The sequence below is a fragment of the Mariniblastus fucicola genome, assembly GCF_008087665.1.
GTDB classification, from domain to species: domain Bacteria; phylum Planctomycetota; class Planctomycetia; order Pirellulales; family Pirellulaceae; genus Mariniblastus; species Mariniblastus fucicola.
Map to the genome: position 1 here is coordinate 6,489,636 of NZ_CP042912.1, position 16,458 is coordinate 6,506,093.

A 16,458-nucleotide genomic window follows, 5' to 3' on the forward strand; every position below is an offset into this window, starting at 1 on the left:
TACGATAACCAAAAAAGAATGCCATCTGATTTCAGGTGGCATTTTTTATTGCTCTGCCGTGATGAACATCACTACACTTTTGAGATGCCCAAGCTTCCCTTCAAATTTTGGAACCGACATCCCTCCATCGTCGCCGCAGAACTGATCGGGCACACGTTGACGCGATTGCTCGAAGACGGATCAAGGCTTAGCGGACGAATCATCGAAACCGAAGCTTATCACCACAGCGAAGCGGCCTGCCACGCATATCGGTTTGAGAACCGCGAACGGTCCGACCGCGTGGCTCATTTTTTTGGCCCCGCCGGCGTGACCTATGTTTATCTCAACTACGGGATCCACCATTTACTGAACGTCATCACCGGACCGGATGAAGACGGTAGCGCGGTGCTGATTCGCGCGATCGAACCGAAGTCCGGGATCGATAGAATGCGACTCAATCGGGGCAACGTTCGCGACAAAAATCTCTGCAATGGACCCGGGAAACTGACGTCTGCTCTGTCGATCGACTTGAGCCACAACAAGGTCAAGCTTCATCGCGGTGAAGACCAAATCGCATTCTCTCGCCCGAACTTAGACGCGATAGTCGAGCTTTCGGCGGGACCGCGAGTTGGGATTTCGAAAGCAACCGATCTTCCCTGGCGGTTTGCCGAACGGGACAACCCGAACATCAGCAAAGCCAAGGAAAACAGGCTGTTGGTGCCGATTTCAAGCCCGTAGCCGCAACGGCCAAGCGGCCAACACGAGCCTGGTGCGCGCTGTCGGCCTGGTTTCAAGATTCAAGCTTTCAAGCAAGGCAGTCGCTTTCGAGCCACCGTCGAACAACGGCAGCGACGAAAGCTTGCGAGCGACGACTACTTTTCAGACTTGAGGTATTTAGCCAGGAAGGCTTTGAATTCGTCGCCTTCAGGGTCCGTCCGTGAACTGAACCGCCCGACGAGATTTCCCTCGCGATCGATCACGAACTTTTCAAAGTTCCACTTCACCGCACCGGCACCTTTTGGGTTCGTCTTTTGAGCCGTAAGGTATTTGTAAAGCGGATCCGCTTCGTCGCCGTTCACGTTCAACTTCGAAAACATGTCGAATTCAACGCCATAGTTTTCCTGGCAGAACGATTTGATCTCTTCTTCAGTTCCCGGTTCCTGTTTGCCAAACTGGTTGCACGGAAAACCGAGGATCATCAAACCGTCGTCTTTGTGGGCGTCGTAAAGACCTTGCAATTTTTCATACTGGGGCGTCAAACCGCACTTGCTGGCCACGTTGACCATCACGACGACTTTCCCTTTGTACTTTGACAGTTCGACTGGTTCGCCGTCGATGTTGTCGACTTTGAATTGCAACGCCGATTTTGGAGCTTCCGATTCAGTTTCTGATTCAGTCGACGACTTGTTGGCCGCCTTCCATGCTTCGACAAACTCCTGAACTCCGGGTCGTTGCCGAACGGTTGTAGGAACAACCGAAACGACTTTGCTATCCTGACCGATCAGAATGGTCATCGGATGAGCAACATTGAACTTGCGAGAGCCTTCTTTGGGTTCGCTGTTGACGGCGCCAATCTTGCGAATGATCTTGCTGCCAGGATCAGACAAGAGCGGATACTGGATTCCTTCTGCTGCTGCGTACTTGGCCAACACGTCGACTTTGTCGTAGCTAATACCGACCAGTTTCAGTCCTGATTCTTCGATGGCTTTCAAATCGCTTTGCAGCTGAGCCAGTTGCTTGCGACAGAACGGACACCAGTCCGCGGAACGGAAAACGACCAGAGCAACCGGTCCGTCCGCCAACAGTTCGCTCAGCTTATGGCTTGTGCCGTGCTGGTCCTGCAGAGAGAACTCGTCGATTTGCGAGCCGACTTCGGGCCCGTTGGCTTGTTGTGCGCCGGCAATCGCGGGCATCAACATGAGAGCCAAAAAAGAAGACAACAATACTCGACAAATCATCTGGGTTTCCTCGAAAGATAGTGGCGTTTAAACCGGATCGTATGCGATTAAACAACCTTCTGGCAAGCATGTTCCGTGAATGTTGATTTCCTAACTGTCGGTCCCGTCCGGCATTCGCCTCGCAATTTCGGCCAACCGGGTCTTGCGGAGTCTTTGCCGCATGTCTTCCAGCCGGAAAATCATTGCGCTTCGTGATAACGCTGCCAGTATCGGGCGTCCCTTGCCAGCTTGAGCCGATAGCGAAACTGTTTTGCAGAGTATGAAGATCTACACACATCCTGCTTCGTCGACGATTGAGCAGCCGATCCACCGGCCATTGGCGGCGGCTTATGTTTGGCGGGTCTGCGAGAGAGGGCAGCCGGCTATGTAGCGGATCGAGCACGACCCCACGATGCACTTAGTTGAACATCGTATTCACATTGATTAGTTCGGTGATCGAAGTGCGCGGATCAGAAAATCCGGTTTGTGATTGGACCGGGTCCAATCCAGATTTCTCATCCTTCTTGATCGGAAACATCGCAGCCAGGAAACTACAGTACGCCAGCTGAGTTTTTTGATCGGCTGTGACACGAAGAATTGTCGTATCAACGCGGCCCGAGTCTCGTTCGGTAATTTCGACCAGCACGTCCGGTTCGAGCTGCATCAGGATCTCTGCAGCTTCTTTGGGAACCTCGTACTCGGCTCGCACCAGCGACTGAACATTCAGGGCTATATCGCCCAGTACGAATTCTGGCGTTTGCTGAGGTTCGGGCGTCGTAACAAATTGACCAGATTTATTCGGCTGGCTCAAAAGCTGGTTACCGACAGGACGATTTGCTCGCACCGCCTGTTGAATATCCTGGTAAGCAGTCTGTGGCACAACTGGCGGACGGGCCCCGTTCGAAAATTCGGACGATGAGCTAACGGGACGAAAACGGTTCAAGCGATTTGCATTGGACTTGAATGCGTCGCCTGCCGGTGAAGCTTCTGGTGGAACCTGTGAGACACCCACCGGTTCATCAAAGCCAACTCGTGCAATTTCGGGAGTGAACGAAGGCGACGTGGCGGCCCCAACAGCCGAAGACCCGGCTTCGGCTATCGCTTCGTCACCAATAACTGGCTTGGTCACCGAGTGATCGATCGTCACTTTCTGATTTACCCCAACGGAGTACCACCGACTTATGAGGATCAGTGAGACGATGCATCCGAGAAAAATGGCCAACCGCATGTTCGATTCCTTTTGAACAATCTTCGACATGTCCCAGCTTCGCCGCCGCCCTTTAAGTTTGGCACGCAGTCACGATCTGAAACCATTCGAGGACATTGATTATGGAAGAGTCTGAGATTGCAAACAATAGGATGTTGATATCGCTGTCATTCGCCACGCGCGAAATCGCACAACCGGTTTAACATCGCATTGCATTTTATCCAAAATAACCGCTCGACACCGGTTTCAAGACTGAAACTATGTCACCCAAACTGGTCAAATGTTACGCACCTCAGTGGTGCCAACCCAACCAACTATTGGTATAAAGCACCGCAAGCCACCGCAAACCCCTCATTGGGGCGTGGCACAGGAGTTGCTCTCAATAACGGCGTCAAAGTTGACACCGCGTAAGCCCGTGTGGGAAAGAATGAGCTCTAACTTAAATCCAGGCCCTGTTGCTGTCATCGGTGAAGTTCTATTTGATCACTTCTCTGACGGTAATAGAATTGTTGGTGGTGCTCCGTTTAACGTTGCCTGGAACATCGCCGCACTTGGATTGAGACCTGTTTTTATTTCAGGGATTGGGGACGACGCGGAAGCCTCCGAGGTCATTAAGGCCATGCAGCGATGGGATCTTGCAACGCATGGAGTTCAGATACATCCGGCGTTGCCAACGGGGCGTGTTGACGTTTCGTTTGCCGATGATGGCGAGCCTTCTTATGAAATCGCCAGTGATCAAGCCTGGGACGTTCTGAATTTCGACCGTTTCAAAGCGGCTTACGATCAGCCGCCAGGTTCGATCGACATTGTCTATCACGGTTCGCTGGCGTTCCGCAGTCCGGTTAACAGGACGTTTCTGAAAGAGTTCGACCAGACGGTTAACGGTTCGCGATTTGTAGATCTTAACGTTCGCGACCCGTGGTTTGATGAGTCACTCATGCCTGAGATCGTTGGCGGCGCGAAATGGTTGAAGCTCAGCAAAGCGGAGCTCGAACGAATCAGCGGTCAGTCAATTGACGCGAATTCTTTGCAGAGCGTTCGCGACGCCGTCGACCACTTCATTGCCGCAGCAGACTACGACGCACCGCTGGTGTATCTGGTTACGTTTGGCAAGGCAGGCGCGTGCTGGATCGGGGAGGAGGGTGACTTCTTCCAAACGGTGACTCCAACGGATGACTTCGTGGATTCTGTTGGTGCGGGCGACGCGTTCACATCGGCTGCCATCGATGGCGTGGCCAGAAATCTTTCGCCACAACAAATCCTTGCTCACGCAGTCGAGTTCGCTTCCCGGGCGTGCACGATACGAGGCGCGACGACGTTCGACCGGGATCACTACAAGGCTTTTAGCAGCACCAGTCTCTAAAGCGATCGGGTGACATGCCCATGACTAACAAAACCGACGACCACCATACAGGACAAAAAATGATTTCCGAATTGATCAATACGCATTCGCCGCTTGATACAGAACAGGCTGCAGCACCGAAACCAAAAAACGATGGCCTCAAGATCATGATGATCAGTCTTCATGGACTGGTCCGCGGCGATGAAATGGAACTCGGACGCGATGCCGACACTGGCGGACAGGTCAAGTACGTCGTGGAACTGGCTCGCGAACTGGCCGAGAGTCCTGGTGTCCGCGAAGTCGAATTGTTGACGCGTCAAATTCGTGATCCGAACATCGACGAAAGCTACGCGCAGATTGAAGAAGCGCTGGCGGAAAACGCAAAGATCATCCGTATCCCTTTCGGCCCCAAGCGATACCTGAAAAAAGAATCACTGTGGCCCTATCTGGAAATGTTTGTCGACCAAACGCTGCAGCACGTTCGGCGCAACGGCGTTCCGGACATCATCCATGGCCACTACGCCGACGCGGGCTACGCGGGTTCACAATTGGCCAGACTGTTGCACGTACCGTTTATCTTTACGGGCCATTCACTGGGACGGGTCAAGAAACAGCGGCTGTTGGTGAACAAGTCTGGCGAGGAGCAGGAAAAGTCGCTGGAGAAAAAATACAAGCTGAAGACGCGCACCGAAGCCGAAGAAGTTGCACTCGAAACAGCTTCCATGGTCGTCACCAGCACCAATCAGGAAGTCACCGATCAGTACGAGTTGTACGATCACTACGAACCGTCGCGAATGGAAGTCATTCCGCCAGGTGTCGACCTCAAACAGTTCAATCCTGACGGCGACCCAACGCGAATCGGCGAAGTCGCCCAGTCGCTCGATCGTTTTCTGCGGGAACCGGAAAAGCCCATGATCCTGGTCATGGCTCGGCCCGATGAGCGAAAGAACCTTGAGTCGGCTGTCCGTGTCTACGGCGAGAACAAAGACCTTCAGGAGATCGCGAACCTCGTGATGGTGATGGGCACACGAGAGGACATCGAGAAACTGCCTTCGGCTCAACAGTCAATTCTTCGCCGCGTTCTGTTTCTGATCGACAAGTACGATCTGTACGGAAAGGTCGCCTATCCGAAATCGCACAATCCGTCGGACGTCGCAAACTTCTATCGCCTGGCAAAGCAACGCAAAGGCGTATTCGTCAATCCGGCGTTCACCGAACCGTTTGGTTTGACGTTGCTCGAAGCCGGTGCTGTCGGCGTCCCGATCGTTGCGACCAACGACGGCGGGCCGAGAGACATCATTGCGAACTGCCGCAACGGCATGTTGATCGATGTGATGGACGACCAGAGCATCTATCGGGCGCTGAAACTTTCCCTCACCGATCAGGAGCAGTGGCAGGAGTGGTCCGAAAATGGCATCAACAACACGCGGGATTACTACAGTTGGGGCAGTCATGCGAGCAAGTATCTTCGCGACGTCGAAGAGATCTTCAAGTCCGCCCGCTCGCCTCACATTGTTAATCGTCCTGCCCGACGCCTTCCGGAGTTCGATCGTTTGATCATCGCGGACCTCGACAACACAATCACTGGCGACGCAGAATCGTTCGCAGCTTTCAAGCAACTGATTGAAGAAAATGATCACATCGGCTTCGGCGTTACGACGGGCCGGCGTTTGGAAAAAGCAGTAGAGATGATTGACGATTTGGGTTTGCCAAAACCGGATTTATTGGACACCGATTCGGGAACGCAATTGCACTACGGCGAGAGTCTCAATGCCGACCTGAGTTGGAGAAAGTCCATCGGTTTCGCCTGGGATCCAGCTAAAGTTCGTGAGACGCTCGAACCGCTCGAAGGTGTGGATTTGCAAGACAATGTGGAACAGTCGGAATTCAAGATCGGCTACAAGCTTGACCCGAACTGCAAAACGTCTCCCGCCAAGATTCGCAAGCTGCTTCGCGCGGCCGGAGTTCGTGCCAAAGTCATCACATCTTTGGGCACGTTTGTCGATATTATTCCCGTCCGGGGCGGCAGCGATCTGTCGTTGCGTCACGTGCTGTGGAAGTGGAGTTTCACGCCAGAAAACGTTTTGGTGGCCGGAGACTCGGGAAATGACGCTGGCATGCTATTGGGTCGAACCCTCGGCGTGGTCGTCGCCAATCACGGTCCAGAGCTGAATCGGTTGAGAAATCGTCCCAGAATTTATTTCGCCAGCAAGCCTAATGCAGGAGGTATTCTTGAGGGAATCGAGTACTACAACTTCCTCGGAAATATCACCATCCCCAATGATCGTATCGAATAAAGATATCGCATCCGGTACTGTCCCACCTGACGCTGTCGAGCCCGTTAAAAATAATTCGACAGTGGAACTGATCCAACATGATTTCGTCGCAGAGCTTTCGGAAACAGCTTCCGAGATGGAGTTCCGCGCGGCACTCACGTTGAATCGGGTTTGGCCGCGACTGGAAAAAAGCTGGCGGTCATCGTCGCAGGACGTTACCGCTCTACAGCGAGTGTTTTTGGAACGCTTGCAGCGGCATTGGTACGCGCTTTTCGAACGACTGTATTCTCTCTACGGCCAGCGTTTCGATTTTCACTTTCATGTGGAAACGATGTTGGAATCAATCGTGGTGGCGATGTTGCAACGCGACAGTGAGCTGGTCGCGATGGACCAACGACGCGAAGTCGAAGCGGACTGGTTCCAAAGCGAGTCCGTTGTCGGCGCGGCACTTTATGTTGACCTGTTCAGCGGCAATCTTGGGCGGCTGCGTGAGAACATTTCGTACTTCAAACAGCTTGGCGTCACTTACCTTCACCTGATGCCATTGTTCGCATCGCCGGACGGCAAGAGCGACGGTGGTTACGCGATCAGCGACTATCGAGCCGTTGATCCTCGGCTGGGAACCGTTCGTGAGCTTCAGCAGCTTGCCAGCGATCTTCGCAAGGAAGGTATTCTGCTGGTCCTCGATTTTGTTTTCAACCACACCAGCGATGAGCACGTTTGGGCGAAACAGGCTCAGTCGGGAAACCGCGAGTACAAAGAGTTTTACTTTATCTTTCCGGACCGGACCGAGCCCGACCAGTACGAACAACATTTGCGAGAGATCTTTCCGACCGTGCGACGAGGCAACTTTACGTGGCACGACGGAATGGGACGCTGGGTTTGGACGACGTTCAACAGCTTTCAATGGGACCTGAACTATCACAACCCGTCCGTCTTTCGCAGCATGATGCAAGAGATGCTGTTCATCGCCAACCTTGGTGTCGATGCACTGCGGCTTGATGCGGTTGCATTCATCTGGAAAGAGAAGGGAACCAATTGTGAGAACTTGCCGAAGGCGCACACCGTTATTCAGGCGTTCAACCTGTTCCTCAAAATCGCTGCACCGGGATTGGCGTTCAAGTCGGAAGCGATCGTGCATCCGGATGAAGTCGTCAAATACATCGGCAGCGACGAGTGCCAAATTTCGTACAACCCACAGTTGATGGCTTTGCTGTGGGAGTCGTTGGCGACCCAGAAAGTGGCTCTTTTGAATCAGGCGTTGTCGCACCGATCGCGTTTGCCACCGCAGACTTCGTGGGTCAACTATTTACGATGCCATGACGACATTGGTTGGACTTTCGATGATGATGACGCCGCGAAACTGGGCATCAATGCCTACGATCATCGCCAGTTTCTGAATCAGTTTTACACGGGACGTTTTAAAGGCTCGTTCGCGCGCGGCGTGCCGTTTCAGGAGAATCTGGAAACGGGAGACATGCGGATTTCGGGAACTCTGGCTTCGCTGGCCGGACTCGAGGAGGCGCTTGAACTCAAAAAACCGGACCTGGTTCAACTTGCTGAGGGCCGCATTGAATTGCTGCAGGGAATTTCGATGAGCATCGGTGGCATCCCACTGATTTATCTTGGCGAAGAGTGGGGAATGCTCAACGATTATGACTTCGTGACGAACCCTGCCAAAGCCGACGACTCGCGTTGGATCCATCGTCCAAAGATGGACTGGAGTTATGTCAACGGACTTTGCGAAGTCGAAGGTGCCTCGTTTCGGAGCGGCAAAGAAGAAGTCCACTATCGGATTTTCCATCGCACACAGCGGCTGATCGAGTTACGAAAGTCGCAACCCGCGCTCGCAGGTCAGGAAATGGAACTGTTCGAAACGCTCAATCCGCATGTGTTGGGTTTCGTGCGTATTCGACAAGGCCATCGATTGGTTGTGTTGGGCAATTTTTCCGATCAACCGCAGCGGGTCGACGGCAATTGTATTCGATCGACCGGTTTCGGCCGTTTCTTTCAGGACGCGATTGCTGACGAAGAAGTTAACGCGTCGGATGTCGTGGAGATGGCTCCGTATCAACTGCGTTGGCTCATTCGACAGTAAGCATTGTCAAATCGTCTGCTTTGCTTCCACGGTTCAAACTGAGGAGAGATGTCATTACTTCCGAAAGCAAGTTTAGTCGTTGGTTGTTCACCGATCTCGACGGGACGTTGATTCCGTTGGAGGGTGATCGTGAGAACGTGGAAGATCTACAGCGCCTTAAAGTGTTGCTGGATGAAAACCAGTTCGGCGTCGCCTTCGTGACCGGTCGTCATCGTGAATCGGCGCTAAGTGCGCTGGCAGAGTTTGACTTGCCCGTGCCGCAATGGATCATCAGCGACGTCGGAACGCGCGTCTCGCAGTTTGTCGACAACAAGGCAAGTTGCAGCGATGATTTTCGCGGGCGATTGCGAATGATGACGGCTGGTTGGGATGCGGACCGATTGCTGGAAGGGCTCAGTTCGTTCCCCGACTTCAAATCTTTAACGCTTCAGGAAGAAGAGAAACTGGGCGAATTCAAAGTCAGCTTTTATGCGCAAGCCAAAGGCGTACACGAGCTTGCGGACCGCCTTCGTCAAATTCTGTCGAAGCTGGACGCACCATTTGGAATCGTCAGCAGCGTCGACCCATTTACAGGCGACGGACTGATTGACTTTCTGCCAGTCGGCGTCGACAAAGCGTTCGCCTGTCGTTGGTTGGCCGAGCACTTGCAACTGCAATACGATCGCGATCTCGTTTACGCTGGCGACTCGGGCAACGATCTGGCGGCACTCATCTCCGGATGCCCCGGCATCGTGGTCGGCAATGCCAGCGATAGCCTGAAGCATCAGGTCGCGGCGACCAAAAACGTTTTCGTCAGCTCCAAACGAGCCACGTCCGCCATCGTTGACGCGCTCGCTCGCGGCTATTCGAGTTAAAACGATTCCTGATTCAGCTTCGCCGACCGAAAGGCTGTCGCGACGCTAGTAGTCTGTTCGCGAGAATGTCAGGCATGAAATTGTCAGCATCACTGCCATGAAAACGAGCCCGCTGATCAAAGGCGACCAAGGGTTCGGTCGAACTTCCTGAAACGTCAAATCTATATCCGGGTTGTGCTGAGCGTCCGACGAACTCGATAGATGAGTCACGACTTTGTAAAACTCGCCCGGCTTCGGAAACGCAAAGTACAGCGGCTTGATCCCGTAACGCCACGTTCTTTGCATCCACGTGCCCGTCGGTGACTTTGTTTCTTTCCGCGTCATGTCTTTGAGATCGTATCCCGTTACGCGGTCCGTACGATCTGCGACAAACATCTCGCCAGCGCCAAAATGGACCGCCGAGATACTGCCCTGTCCGCGAACGGATGGTTTTTCAACTCGATCCTTTTCTGTGTCGACCAGTCGCAGCGTCTCGTCCTTGTAAAGCAGCGAATACCAGCGACCGTCTGGAGATCCAGAAACTGATTCGATCGCGACGCGAGATTCTGGCAAGTACTCATTCTTCTTTTCAAGCGTCGCAGCATCGATCAGGATCACCTGCCCGTTGCCCAACGCCAACAAGATTGTCGAGCCCTGGAAAGCAACGTGACACGTCATGCCCTCACGCGTTCCGGTTTCGATCTGTGCTGACTTGCGGAGTTTGTACTTTTTCTCCTCGTCGTCCGAATCGACCTCGAAGACATCCAGCTTTCCAGCCTGGTAAATGGCGATCTCCTCTGACTCATGATTGACCGCAACCAGAGACTGATCCTGCACTTCGACCCTTTCCTCGGGAGCGATTGAAACGAACCATGTCTCTCCGCTGGTTTCCCCGTTTTCGAACGTCATATCGGGATCGTATCGATAGAATCGGCCGCGGCGATTGATGCAAATAATGTTCTCTTTCGTGGCGAACATCGCAATGATTCCGCTTGGCAGATTTCCTTTGCGAATGAACTCGCCGTCATCGCCTGATACGAAGAACTGTTGCTTTCGATGAGTCTTCGGATCGCCAACAAGCACGCGACTGAAGGCCGTTTGATTCGTGCCTTCGACGAACACCGGACCGAGTGGATCAGGAAACGGTACCGAGTCGCCCATGTACCGAAACACCATTCGCTGGATCTTTTCTTCCTCATCCAGTTCCGGAGCTTTCGTTTCCACCCAATCACCTGTTTCATCGTCCCAGGTCTTTGGTTCGAATCCCGGATCCGTTTGCAGGACGCCCTGATCCGTGCTGACAATTTTTGTGATTTCGAAAGCCTCTGTTTGGGCAGAGAAGAACAGATACAACATGCCAACCGACCAGCAGACTGCCCAGAATAGGCCCGTTGCGACAATGGCAAGGATCGTGCTACGCGTCACCAACCCGGTAAACGCAGACACGGAATAGTAGATCGCAAACACGACAATGTAGAGCGGAATGCTAATTAGCACCGCGCGCTCCCAGATCCCCAAACCGAGTCCCATCCACAGCCACAGCCCGGCAAACAATAGCATCGCGCAAAGCGCGATGAACATGCAACCGCCGACAAACTTCGCGAGGAACAATCCCATCCGCGAAACCGGCTTGCTGAGCAGCAAGTTAAGCGTACCGGGCTCAAAGGTTTGAGGTACGACATTGGCTGTTACCAGAATCGCAATCAACAGCCCGATCGACAGGACGACTTTGTCCAGAAACCGGGTGATCGTCGATGAAATCTGGGAAGCAAACTGGTCCTGAGACAAATTGGTCATAAACAGATTGGACAACGCACCCGACCAATCAAACGGTCCGTAGTAAAAATCGAGCGAAGACTTTGCCCCTTTTCGAACCATACCACCGAACGATTCGCTGATCAGAACGCGATTCAAACGCTGTTTCTGCTTTTCAGTCAGAGACGCAACATCCTTTTCCAAATAGCCTCTGGCTTCCGAGCCCAGCTTTTTCGAATCCCAATCCTGGTCACGGAAGAACTCCGGGTCTTCAATCAGATCGTTCAACTCTCCAACAACCGATTGGGCCGCGAAAATGCGGTCGACGTCAGTAACTTTTCTGTCACTGTCAGCGTTTTCGTCCGGCGTCGCATTGTCGACTTTGTTTTTGACCTCCTGGGAAAGCATCTCCCAGATTCGCTGCATCCCTTTGTTATCGTTTTCAACGCCTTCCTTGATCTGGTAGACCAATTGGGCCTGATTTGACGCTCGCACATCGCGATCAAGGTTAATGTGCGTATCCAGTGACTCGCGAACGTGGAGCGGCGCCACGAGCAGCAGAAACAGAACGATCAGTCCCAGCAACACATAGAGTACTTTTGAAGCCAGTGCTGCCCGGAACGAGTCTTTAATGATTGCCAGATAAGGTCGCATGTTTTGTCGTGGGTTTGAGTTTGTAGAGTGCGGAAAAGAAACCGGACAGATCAGTCAATCAGCTGGAGGAAGGCGTCTTCGAGAGATACTCGTTGCAGTTCCATGCCAGCGATAGAAACGCCACTGCTGCGTAGCTTGTCAACAATTCGATCCACGTCGGATTGATCCTGAAACGCGACCTTGACCGCTGCCATCCCTTCCACGTTCGAGACAATCGTGAACTCGCATCCTTCCAAACCGCTTTGAAGCGTCTGCGGAGTGCCGATCAGATTGAAAAGATAGCTCTTGATCGTCGCAACCGGTTTGCCATCGGCGCCGACTGAACCGGCACCGAGAAACTCTCCGATGTTCGCGACCGGTCCGCAGTAACGAAGATTGCCCTTGTCGAGAATCGCGACCCGATTGCAAATCATCTCGACTTCCTGCAGCAAATGGCTGTTGAGAAAGATCGTCACGCCGCGATTGGCAAGGTTTTTGATGATGGCTCGCATTTCTGCACGAGCACGCGGGTCAAGACCATCGGTAGGCTCGTCGAGGATCACCATCTTTGGATCGTGCAACAACGCCTGAGCCAGACCAAGTCGCTGCACCATCCCTTTGCTGAACTTTTTGACCAGATCCGTTTCGCGTCCCTTGAGCCCAACCAGTTCCAGGTACTCGTCACGTTTGGCTTTCACCACACTGGTCGGAACATTACTGAGGTTGCCAAAATATTCCAGCGCATTGTAGGCCGTCAGGTGTGGCGGGATACGAAGTCGCTCTGGCAGATAGCCGACCATTTCCCGACAGTTTTTGCTGCCCGCGGGATAGCCCATCATCGACGCGCTGCCACCGGACTTGCGAATGATGCCCAGCAGTACTTTGATGAAGGTCGTCTTGCCGGCCCCGTTCGGCCCCAGCAACCCAAATATCTCGCCCTGATTTACCTGAAAGCTAACGCCTTTGAGCGCCTGAAACTTCTTGCGAGAGAAAATGCCTTCGCTATAAGTTTTGAAAAGCTTGTCTGAAACGATTGCCGGAGGGCCGCTGTCTGCCGTGTTCGCCGTCACCAATTCCGCTTCCGCCGTCGCTGTCATATTCGGTCCGTATTTCTGTGTTCTCTGTTTTCCGCCGTAGAGTGGCAAAAGTATAACGCGCTTCGATCCTCGCAAGCCGCACTTTATCTCTCTGTCGAGCCCAGCGGAGACACTACACTGTTGGCGACCGCACTGGCCGTGCTATGTTGCTGATTCGCAAATTCCAGTGTACCTGTTTCCCAACGTACTCAGACATTCCAGCCCAGGTTTCATTCCGTCGTTTTCGCTCTGTTCCGATGTCCGCCGACCCAACCCAAAACATCCTTTTTGAGACCTCGCCGTTTGGCACGCTTGACGGAATCGTCGAACATGACGGCCGCGTCGTCTATTTTTACCTCAACGAACGGCCCGACCCTGCCGGTAATCAGCCCGGGAAATTCGGGACCCGAGCCTGTTGGGTTCGCAATCTCGCCCGCGGACCGATGGTGCTTAATAAAGCAGAGATGGCTGAGGGAAAGATCCCGATGATGCCACGAAATGACTGCGTTGATGCCGAACTTCATCAGGTTCCTCAATCTGAGTCACTGGAGATCGTCTGGTTCGAGGAAGGGAACGGCGCTGCACTCATCGAGGTCGACCGCGAATCGAATACGCGGACGACTCTCGCGATCATTCCTCCCTGGAGCGGAGTCGAAGACTTTCATGGATACGCTGCGAATTGCGCTCATGAAACGGCTCTCGCCTGGCCGCTCCCGGAAAACAAGGCGATGCAACTGCGGATCGATCGAGCAGCCGAATTCTGGAATTCTTTCACCAGCGAAGGTTCGCCATTCGCCAGTCTCCAGCAACAACTGGTTGACGCCTACAACAAACAGTTTGGCGAACAGAACCAGAAACAGTATTACGCGATTGACGGCGGCAAGTTTCCGCCTCGCGGACTGTTGCGCTATGAAACAGAATCGGCAACGATCTTGGTCACTGTCGGCATGTCACTGTGCTCTCAACCAGCAGTCGAACTGTACGTTGACCAACCTTCGGATCTGCGGCGTGTTGAACTTGGGGTGAAAATCTCTCGCCAGGCTTCTGACGCGAATGCCGAACTGATCGATACCGCAATGCAGTCGATCAGCACCTTTGCCGCTTACCCTTGGCGAAACCATAACTGGCTTGGGCCGGGACACACGATCGACTGGTCACCGTCGGGATCCAAAGCAACACTCGTTCGAGACAACGAGCTTCAGCTTTCGTCGTTTCGAAACGACCCGATCGGTCTGTTGTGGATCGATGCCGAAAACGATGCTCGTCGCTAAAGTTCGCTCAACGCGATATCGGCACTAGCCGGTCGGAGGCTCGCCCGGTGCAGGTGGATTTCCTGACGGTGGTTCTCCAGTCGGCGGACCGTCGTTCAAACCAAGTTTGTCTGGAAAGTCTGAATCGGGGAGATCTTTCAACGCGTCGCGTACCTGAATGATACGCAACACTAACGCGACTCGATTGTTGACGCGCAGTTTCGTATGAAGCCGCTCAAGGTAGTGTCTTACCGTGCGGACTTTGATGTTCATCTTCTCCGCGATTTCTTCGCGCGTGATGCCTTCGAAAAGCAAACGGCACACCTCCTGTTCTCGATCAGAAATCGCAAGGAGGTATGATATTTTTTTCCATTGAGTGTCGGTGATTAGATGGGTACCCGGCTCTTCCGACCATTGCCAGGCATCGTCTTGCAGATTCAAAAGTTATTCCTCAGCCCGCCTACGCGGCAATTCCCAGTGTTGTCCATTGCCCATCCGTTATTAAAAGTATCCGTGGAACTAATTGCGTTCTACATCGGACATTCAGGCGCCAGTGCACTTCTGTACACAGTGCGTCAGACAGTTAGCTAAATTCCCAGACTGCCTCTGTTGGCTCATTGGGTCGAAAATTATCAGTGTTGAAGGGCATATGCATTTGCGATATTGAGCTTCTGTAGATGCCGAATCAGTCACAATGTTCACGGTCTAACAATCCATGTTTAAGTTCATGATTTTTCATTTTTCTACTTTTCGAGTGCCAGTTGACTTGGACTGGGCCAATTGCCCCCGCCAATTGGCTGGCTTTGGATCGTCAGAATCGCCATTAAGAAAATGCTGAACGGTCGCAACGGATAGCCGATTCGGATTTCGGTTTCGCATTCTTGGGGCTCGATTACGTTTCGACTCACCGACTCAATTCAGCCAAAACTCTGACTTGACATTCGGAGCAGACGGACTTAATCTCGGACTATGAAATCCACAGCAGCAAAATTCCACCACCATCATGCCCACCAATTGCGGTGACGGTTGTGGTTTTTCTCTTTAGCGAATCAAACGAAACGCTGACCACTCCGGTCGGCGTTTTTTTGTGCCTTCGTGGTAACATGACGCCGGCCTTCACCAGGCTTTAAATCCAAACCACAAAGGAACGTCATGTCTCCATCACGAGACCCCAATCTTGTAAGAATCGCTCTGCCCAAAGGTCGCATGTACGACGAGATCGTCGCGCTGCTTAAAGGGGCCGGTATCTCCATTCGCAATTCGATCCGTGGCTATCGCCCTACGATCTCACTTGCCAATTACGACGCAAAAATTCTCAAACCGCGCAATGTTATTAGCATGCTTGTCGCCGGAGCACGTGATGTTGGCTTCGCAGGTGCCGATTGGCTTGATGAGATGGGCGTTGAGCTACCGGAAATTATCGACACGGGACTCAACCCGGTTCGCCTGGTCGTCGCGGCTCCGCATCAGCTTCTCGATAACGGTAAACTGCCGAATCGGCACCTCGTGATTGCGTCGGAGTACCCGAACATGGCCGAGCGTTGGATTAAAGACCAGGGCATCGACGCCGAGGTTCTAACGACTTACGGTGCGACCGAAGTTTTTCCTCCCGAAGACGCGGATTTGATCATTGATAACACTGCGACCGGTTCGACGCTGCGTGCCAACGGTTTGCAAATCATCGATGAAATTATGACCTCTTCGACGCGGCTCTATGCGTCCAAGGAAGCGATGGCGAATCCGGAAATCAAAGCTCAACTGGATGACCTGGGATTGCTCCTCGAAGCCGTCCTTCGCGCTCGCGGTCGAGTCATGATGGACCTGAACGTTGCGGCCGCTGACCTTGATGCGGTTTTGAAAGTCCTGCCAACGATGCGACAGCCTACGATTTCTTCAATCAGCACTGATGGCTGGCACTCGGTTCGATCGGCGGTGCCGCGTAAGGAATTGGCCGAAGTCATTCCGAAACTGAAGGTCGCCGGCGCTTGCGATATCGTAACGACTTCAGCAGAACAGCTGATTCCGTAAGTTTGCTTTCCGTAGCGACGGCTTCTAGCCGTCGTTCTGTTTTC

The 16,458-nt window shown here is 53.1% G+C and carries 12 protein-coding genes; 7 read left to right on the forward strand and 5 right to left on the reverse strand.

The features are described from left to right. Nucleotides 1-84: 84 nt before the first annotated feature. The gene (locus MFFC18_RS24365) at nt 85-717 is read left to right on the forward strand and encodes a DNA-3-methyladenine glycosylase (protein ID WP_075085827.1); all 633 of its coding nucleotides are present in this window, start codon (nt 85-87) and stop codon (nt 715-717) included. A gap of 134 nt (nt 718-851) precedes the next feature. On the opposite strand, the gene MFFC18_RS25890 is transcribed toward MFFC18_RS24365, so the two are convergent. Beyond that, complete coding sequence (locus MFFC18_RS25890; protein ID WP_084417327.1) at nt 852-1,937, reverse strand: redoxin domain-containing protein; 1,086 nt, start codon at nt 1,935-1,937, stop codon at nt 852-854. A 397-nt stretch (nt 1,938-2,334) separates the two neighbouring features. Then, on the reverse strand, nt 2,335-3,174 hold the full coding sequence (locus MFFC18_RS24375) for a hypothetical protein (RefSeq protein WP_075085826.1): 840 nt from the start codon (nt 3,172-3,174) through the stop codon (nt 2,335-2,337). A 376-nt stretch (nt 3,175-3,550) separates the two neighbouring features. On the opposite strand from MFFC18_RS24375, the gene MFFC18_RS24380 reads away from it, so the two are divergent. From MFFC18_RS24380 to MFFC18_RS24395, 4 genes are all read left to right on the forward strand, one after another. Then, on the forward strand, nt 3,551-4,486 hold the full coding sequence (locus tag MFFC18_RS24380; RefSeq protein WP_075085825.1) for a PfkB family carbohydrate kinase: 936 nt from the start codon (nt 3,551-3,553) through the stop codon (nt 4,484-4,486). A gap of 59 nt (nt 4,487-4,545) precedes the next feature. After that, the gene (locus MFFC18_RS24385) at nt 4,546-6,762 is read left to right on the forward strand and encodes an HAD family hydrolase (protein WP_075085902.1); all 2,217 of its coding nucleotides are present in this window, start codon (nt 4,546-4,548) and stop codon (nt 6,760-6,762) included. Between the two features lie 61 nt (nt 6,763-6,823). Continuing rightward, nucleotides 6,824-8,839: an amylosucrase gene (locus MFFC18_RS24390; protein WP_244949103.1), complete on the forward strand. Its 2,016-nt coding sequence runs from the start codon at nt 6,824-6,826 to the stop codon at nt 8,837-8,839. A gap of 83 nt (nt 8,840-8,922) precedes the next feature. Further along, nucleotides 8,923-9,693, forward strand: a complete 771-nt coding sequence (locus MFFC18_RS24395; RefSeq protein ID WP_157665217.1) for an HAD-IIB family hydrolase — start codon at nt 8,923-8,925, stop codon at nt 9,691-9,693. Between the two features lie 45 nt (nt 9,694-9,738). Here the strand turns inward: MFFC18_RS24395 and MFFC18_RS24400 are convergent, their stop codons facing one another. Continuing rightward, complete coding sequence (locus tag MFFC18_RS24400) at nt 9,739-12,081, reverse strand: ABC transporter permease (RefSeq protein ID WP_075085822.1); 2,343 nt, start codon at nt 12,079-12,081, stop codon at nt 9,739-9,741. 50 nt (nt 12,082-12,131) lie between these two features. Further along, nucleotides 12,132-13,157, reverse strand: a complete 1,026-nt coding sequence (locus MFFC18_RS24405; protein WP_075085901.1) for an ABC transporter ATP-binding protein — start codon at nt 13,155-13,157, stop codon at nt 12,132-12,134. A gap of 236 nt (nt 13,158-13,393) precedes the next feature. Here MFFC18_RS24405 and MFFC18_RS24410 point away from each other — a divergent pair, with 236 nt between their 5' ends. Next, nucleotides 13,394-14,407, forward strand: a complete 1,014-nt coding sequence (locus MFFC18_RS24410; protein ID WP_157665216.1) for a suppressor of fused domain protein — start codon at nt 13,394-13,396, stop codon at nt 14,405-14,407. Between the two features lie 24 nt (nt 14,408-14,431). On the opposite strand, the gene MFFC18_RS24415 is transcribed toward MFFC18_RS24410, so the two are convergent. Beyond that, nucleotides 14,432-14,827, reverse strand: coding sequence for a helix-turn-helix transcriptional regulator (locus tag MFFC18_RS24415; RefSeq protein WP_075085820.1), 396 nt, complete (start codon nt 14,825-14,827; stop codon nt 14,432-14,434). Between the two features lie 711 nt (nt 14,828-15,538). On the opposite strand from MFFC18_RS24415, the gene hisG reads away from it, so the two are divergent. Further along, on the forward strand, nt 15,539-16,414 hold the full coding sequence (gene hisG, locus MFFC18_RS24420; protein WP_075085819.1) for an ATP phosphoribosyltransferase: 876 nt from the start codon (nt 15,539-15,541) through the stop codon (nt 16,412-16,414). Nucleotides 16,415-16,458 lie beyond the last annotated feature (44 nt).

Excerpts from the sequence above, each read along its gene's own strand:
- MFFC18_RS24365 (WP_075085827.1), top strand. The coding sequence starts at position 85 with ATGCCCAAGCTTCCCTTCAAATTTTGGAACCGACATCCCTCCATCGTC.
- MFFC18_RS25890 (WP_084417327.1), bottom strand. The coding sequence starts at position 1,937 with ATGATTTGTCGAGTATTGTTGTCTTCTTTTTTGGCTCTCATGTTGATG.
- MFFC18_RS24375 (WP_075085826.1), bottom strand. The coding sequence starts at position 3,174 with ATGTCGAAGATTGTTCAAAAGGAATCGAACATGCGGTTGGCCATTTTT.
- MFFC18_RS24380 (WP_075085825.1), top strand. The coding sequence starts at position 3,551 with ATGAGCTCTAACTTAAATCCAGGCCCTGTTGCTGTCATCGGTGAAGTT.
- MFFC18_RS24385 (WP_075085902.1), top strand. The coding sequence starts at position 4,546 with ATGATTTCCGAATTGATCAATACGCATTCGCCGCTTGATACAGAACAG.
- MFFC18_RS24400 (WP_075085822.1), bottom strand. The coding sequence starts at position 12,081 with ATGCGACCTTATCTGGCAATCATTAAAGACTCGTTCCGGGCAGCACTG.
- MFFC18_RS24405 (WP_075085901.1), bottom strand. The coding sequence starts at position 13,157 with ATGACAGCGACGGCGGAAGCGGAATTGGTGACGGCGAACACGGCAGAC.
- MFFC18_RS24410 (WP_157665216.1), top strand. The coding sequence starts at position 13,394 with ATGTCCGCCGACCCAACCCAAAACATCCTTTTTGAGACCTCGCCGTTT.
- hisG (WP_075085819.1), top strand. The coding sequence starts at position 15,539 with ATGTCTCCATCACGAGACCCCAATCTTGTAAGAATCGCTCTGCCCAAA.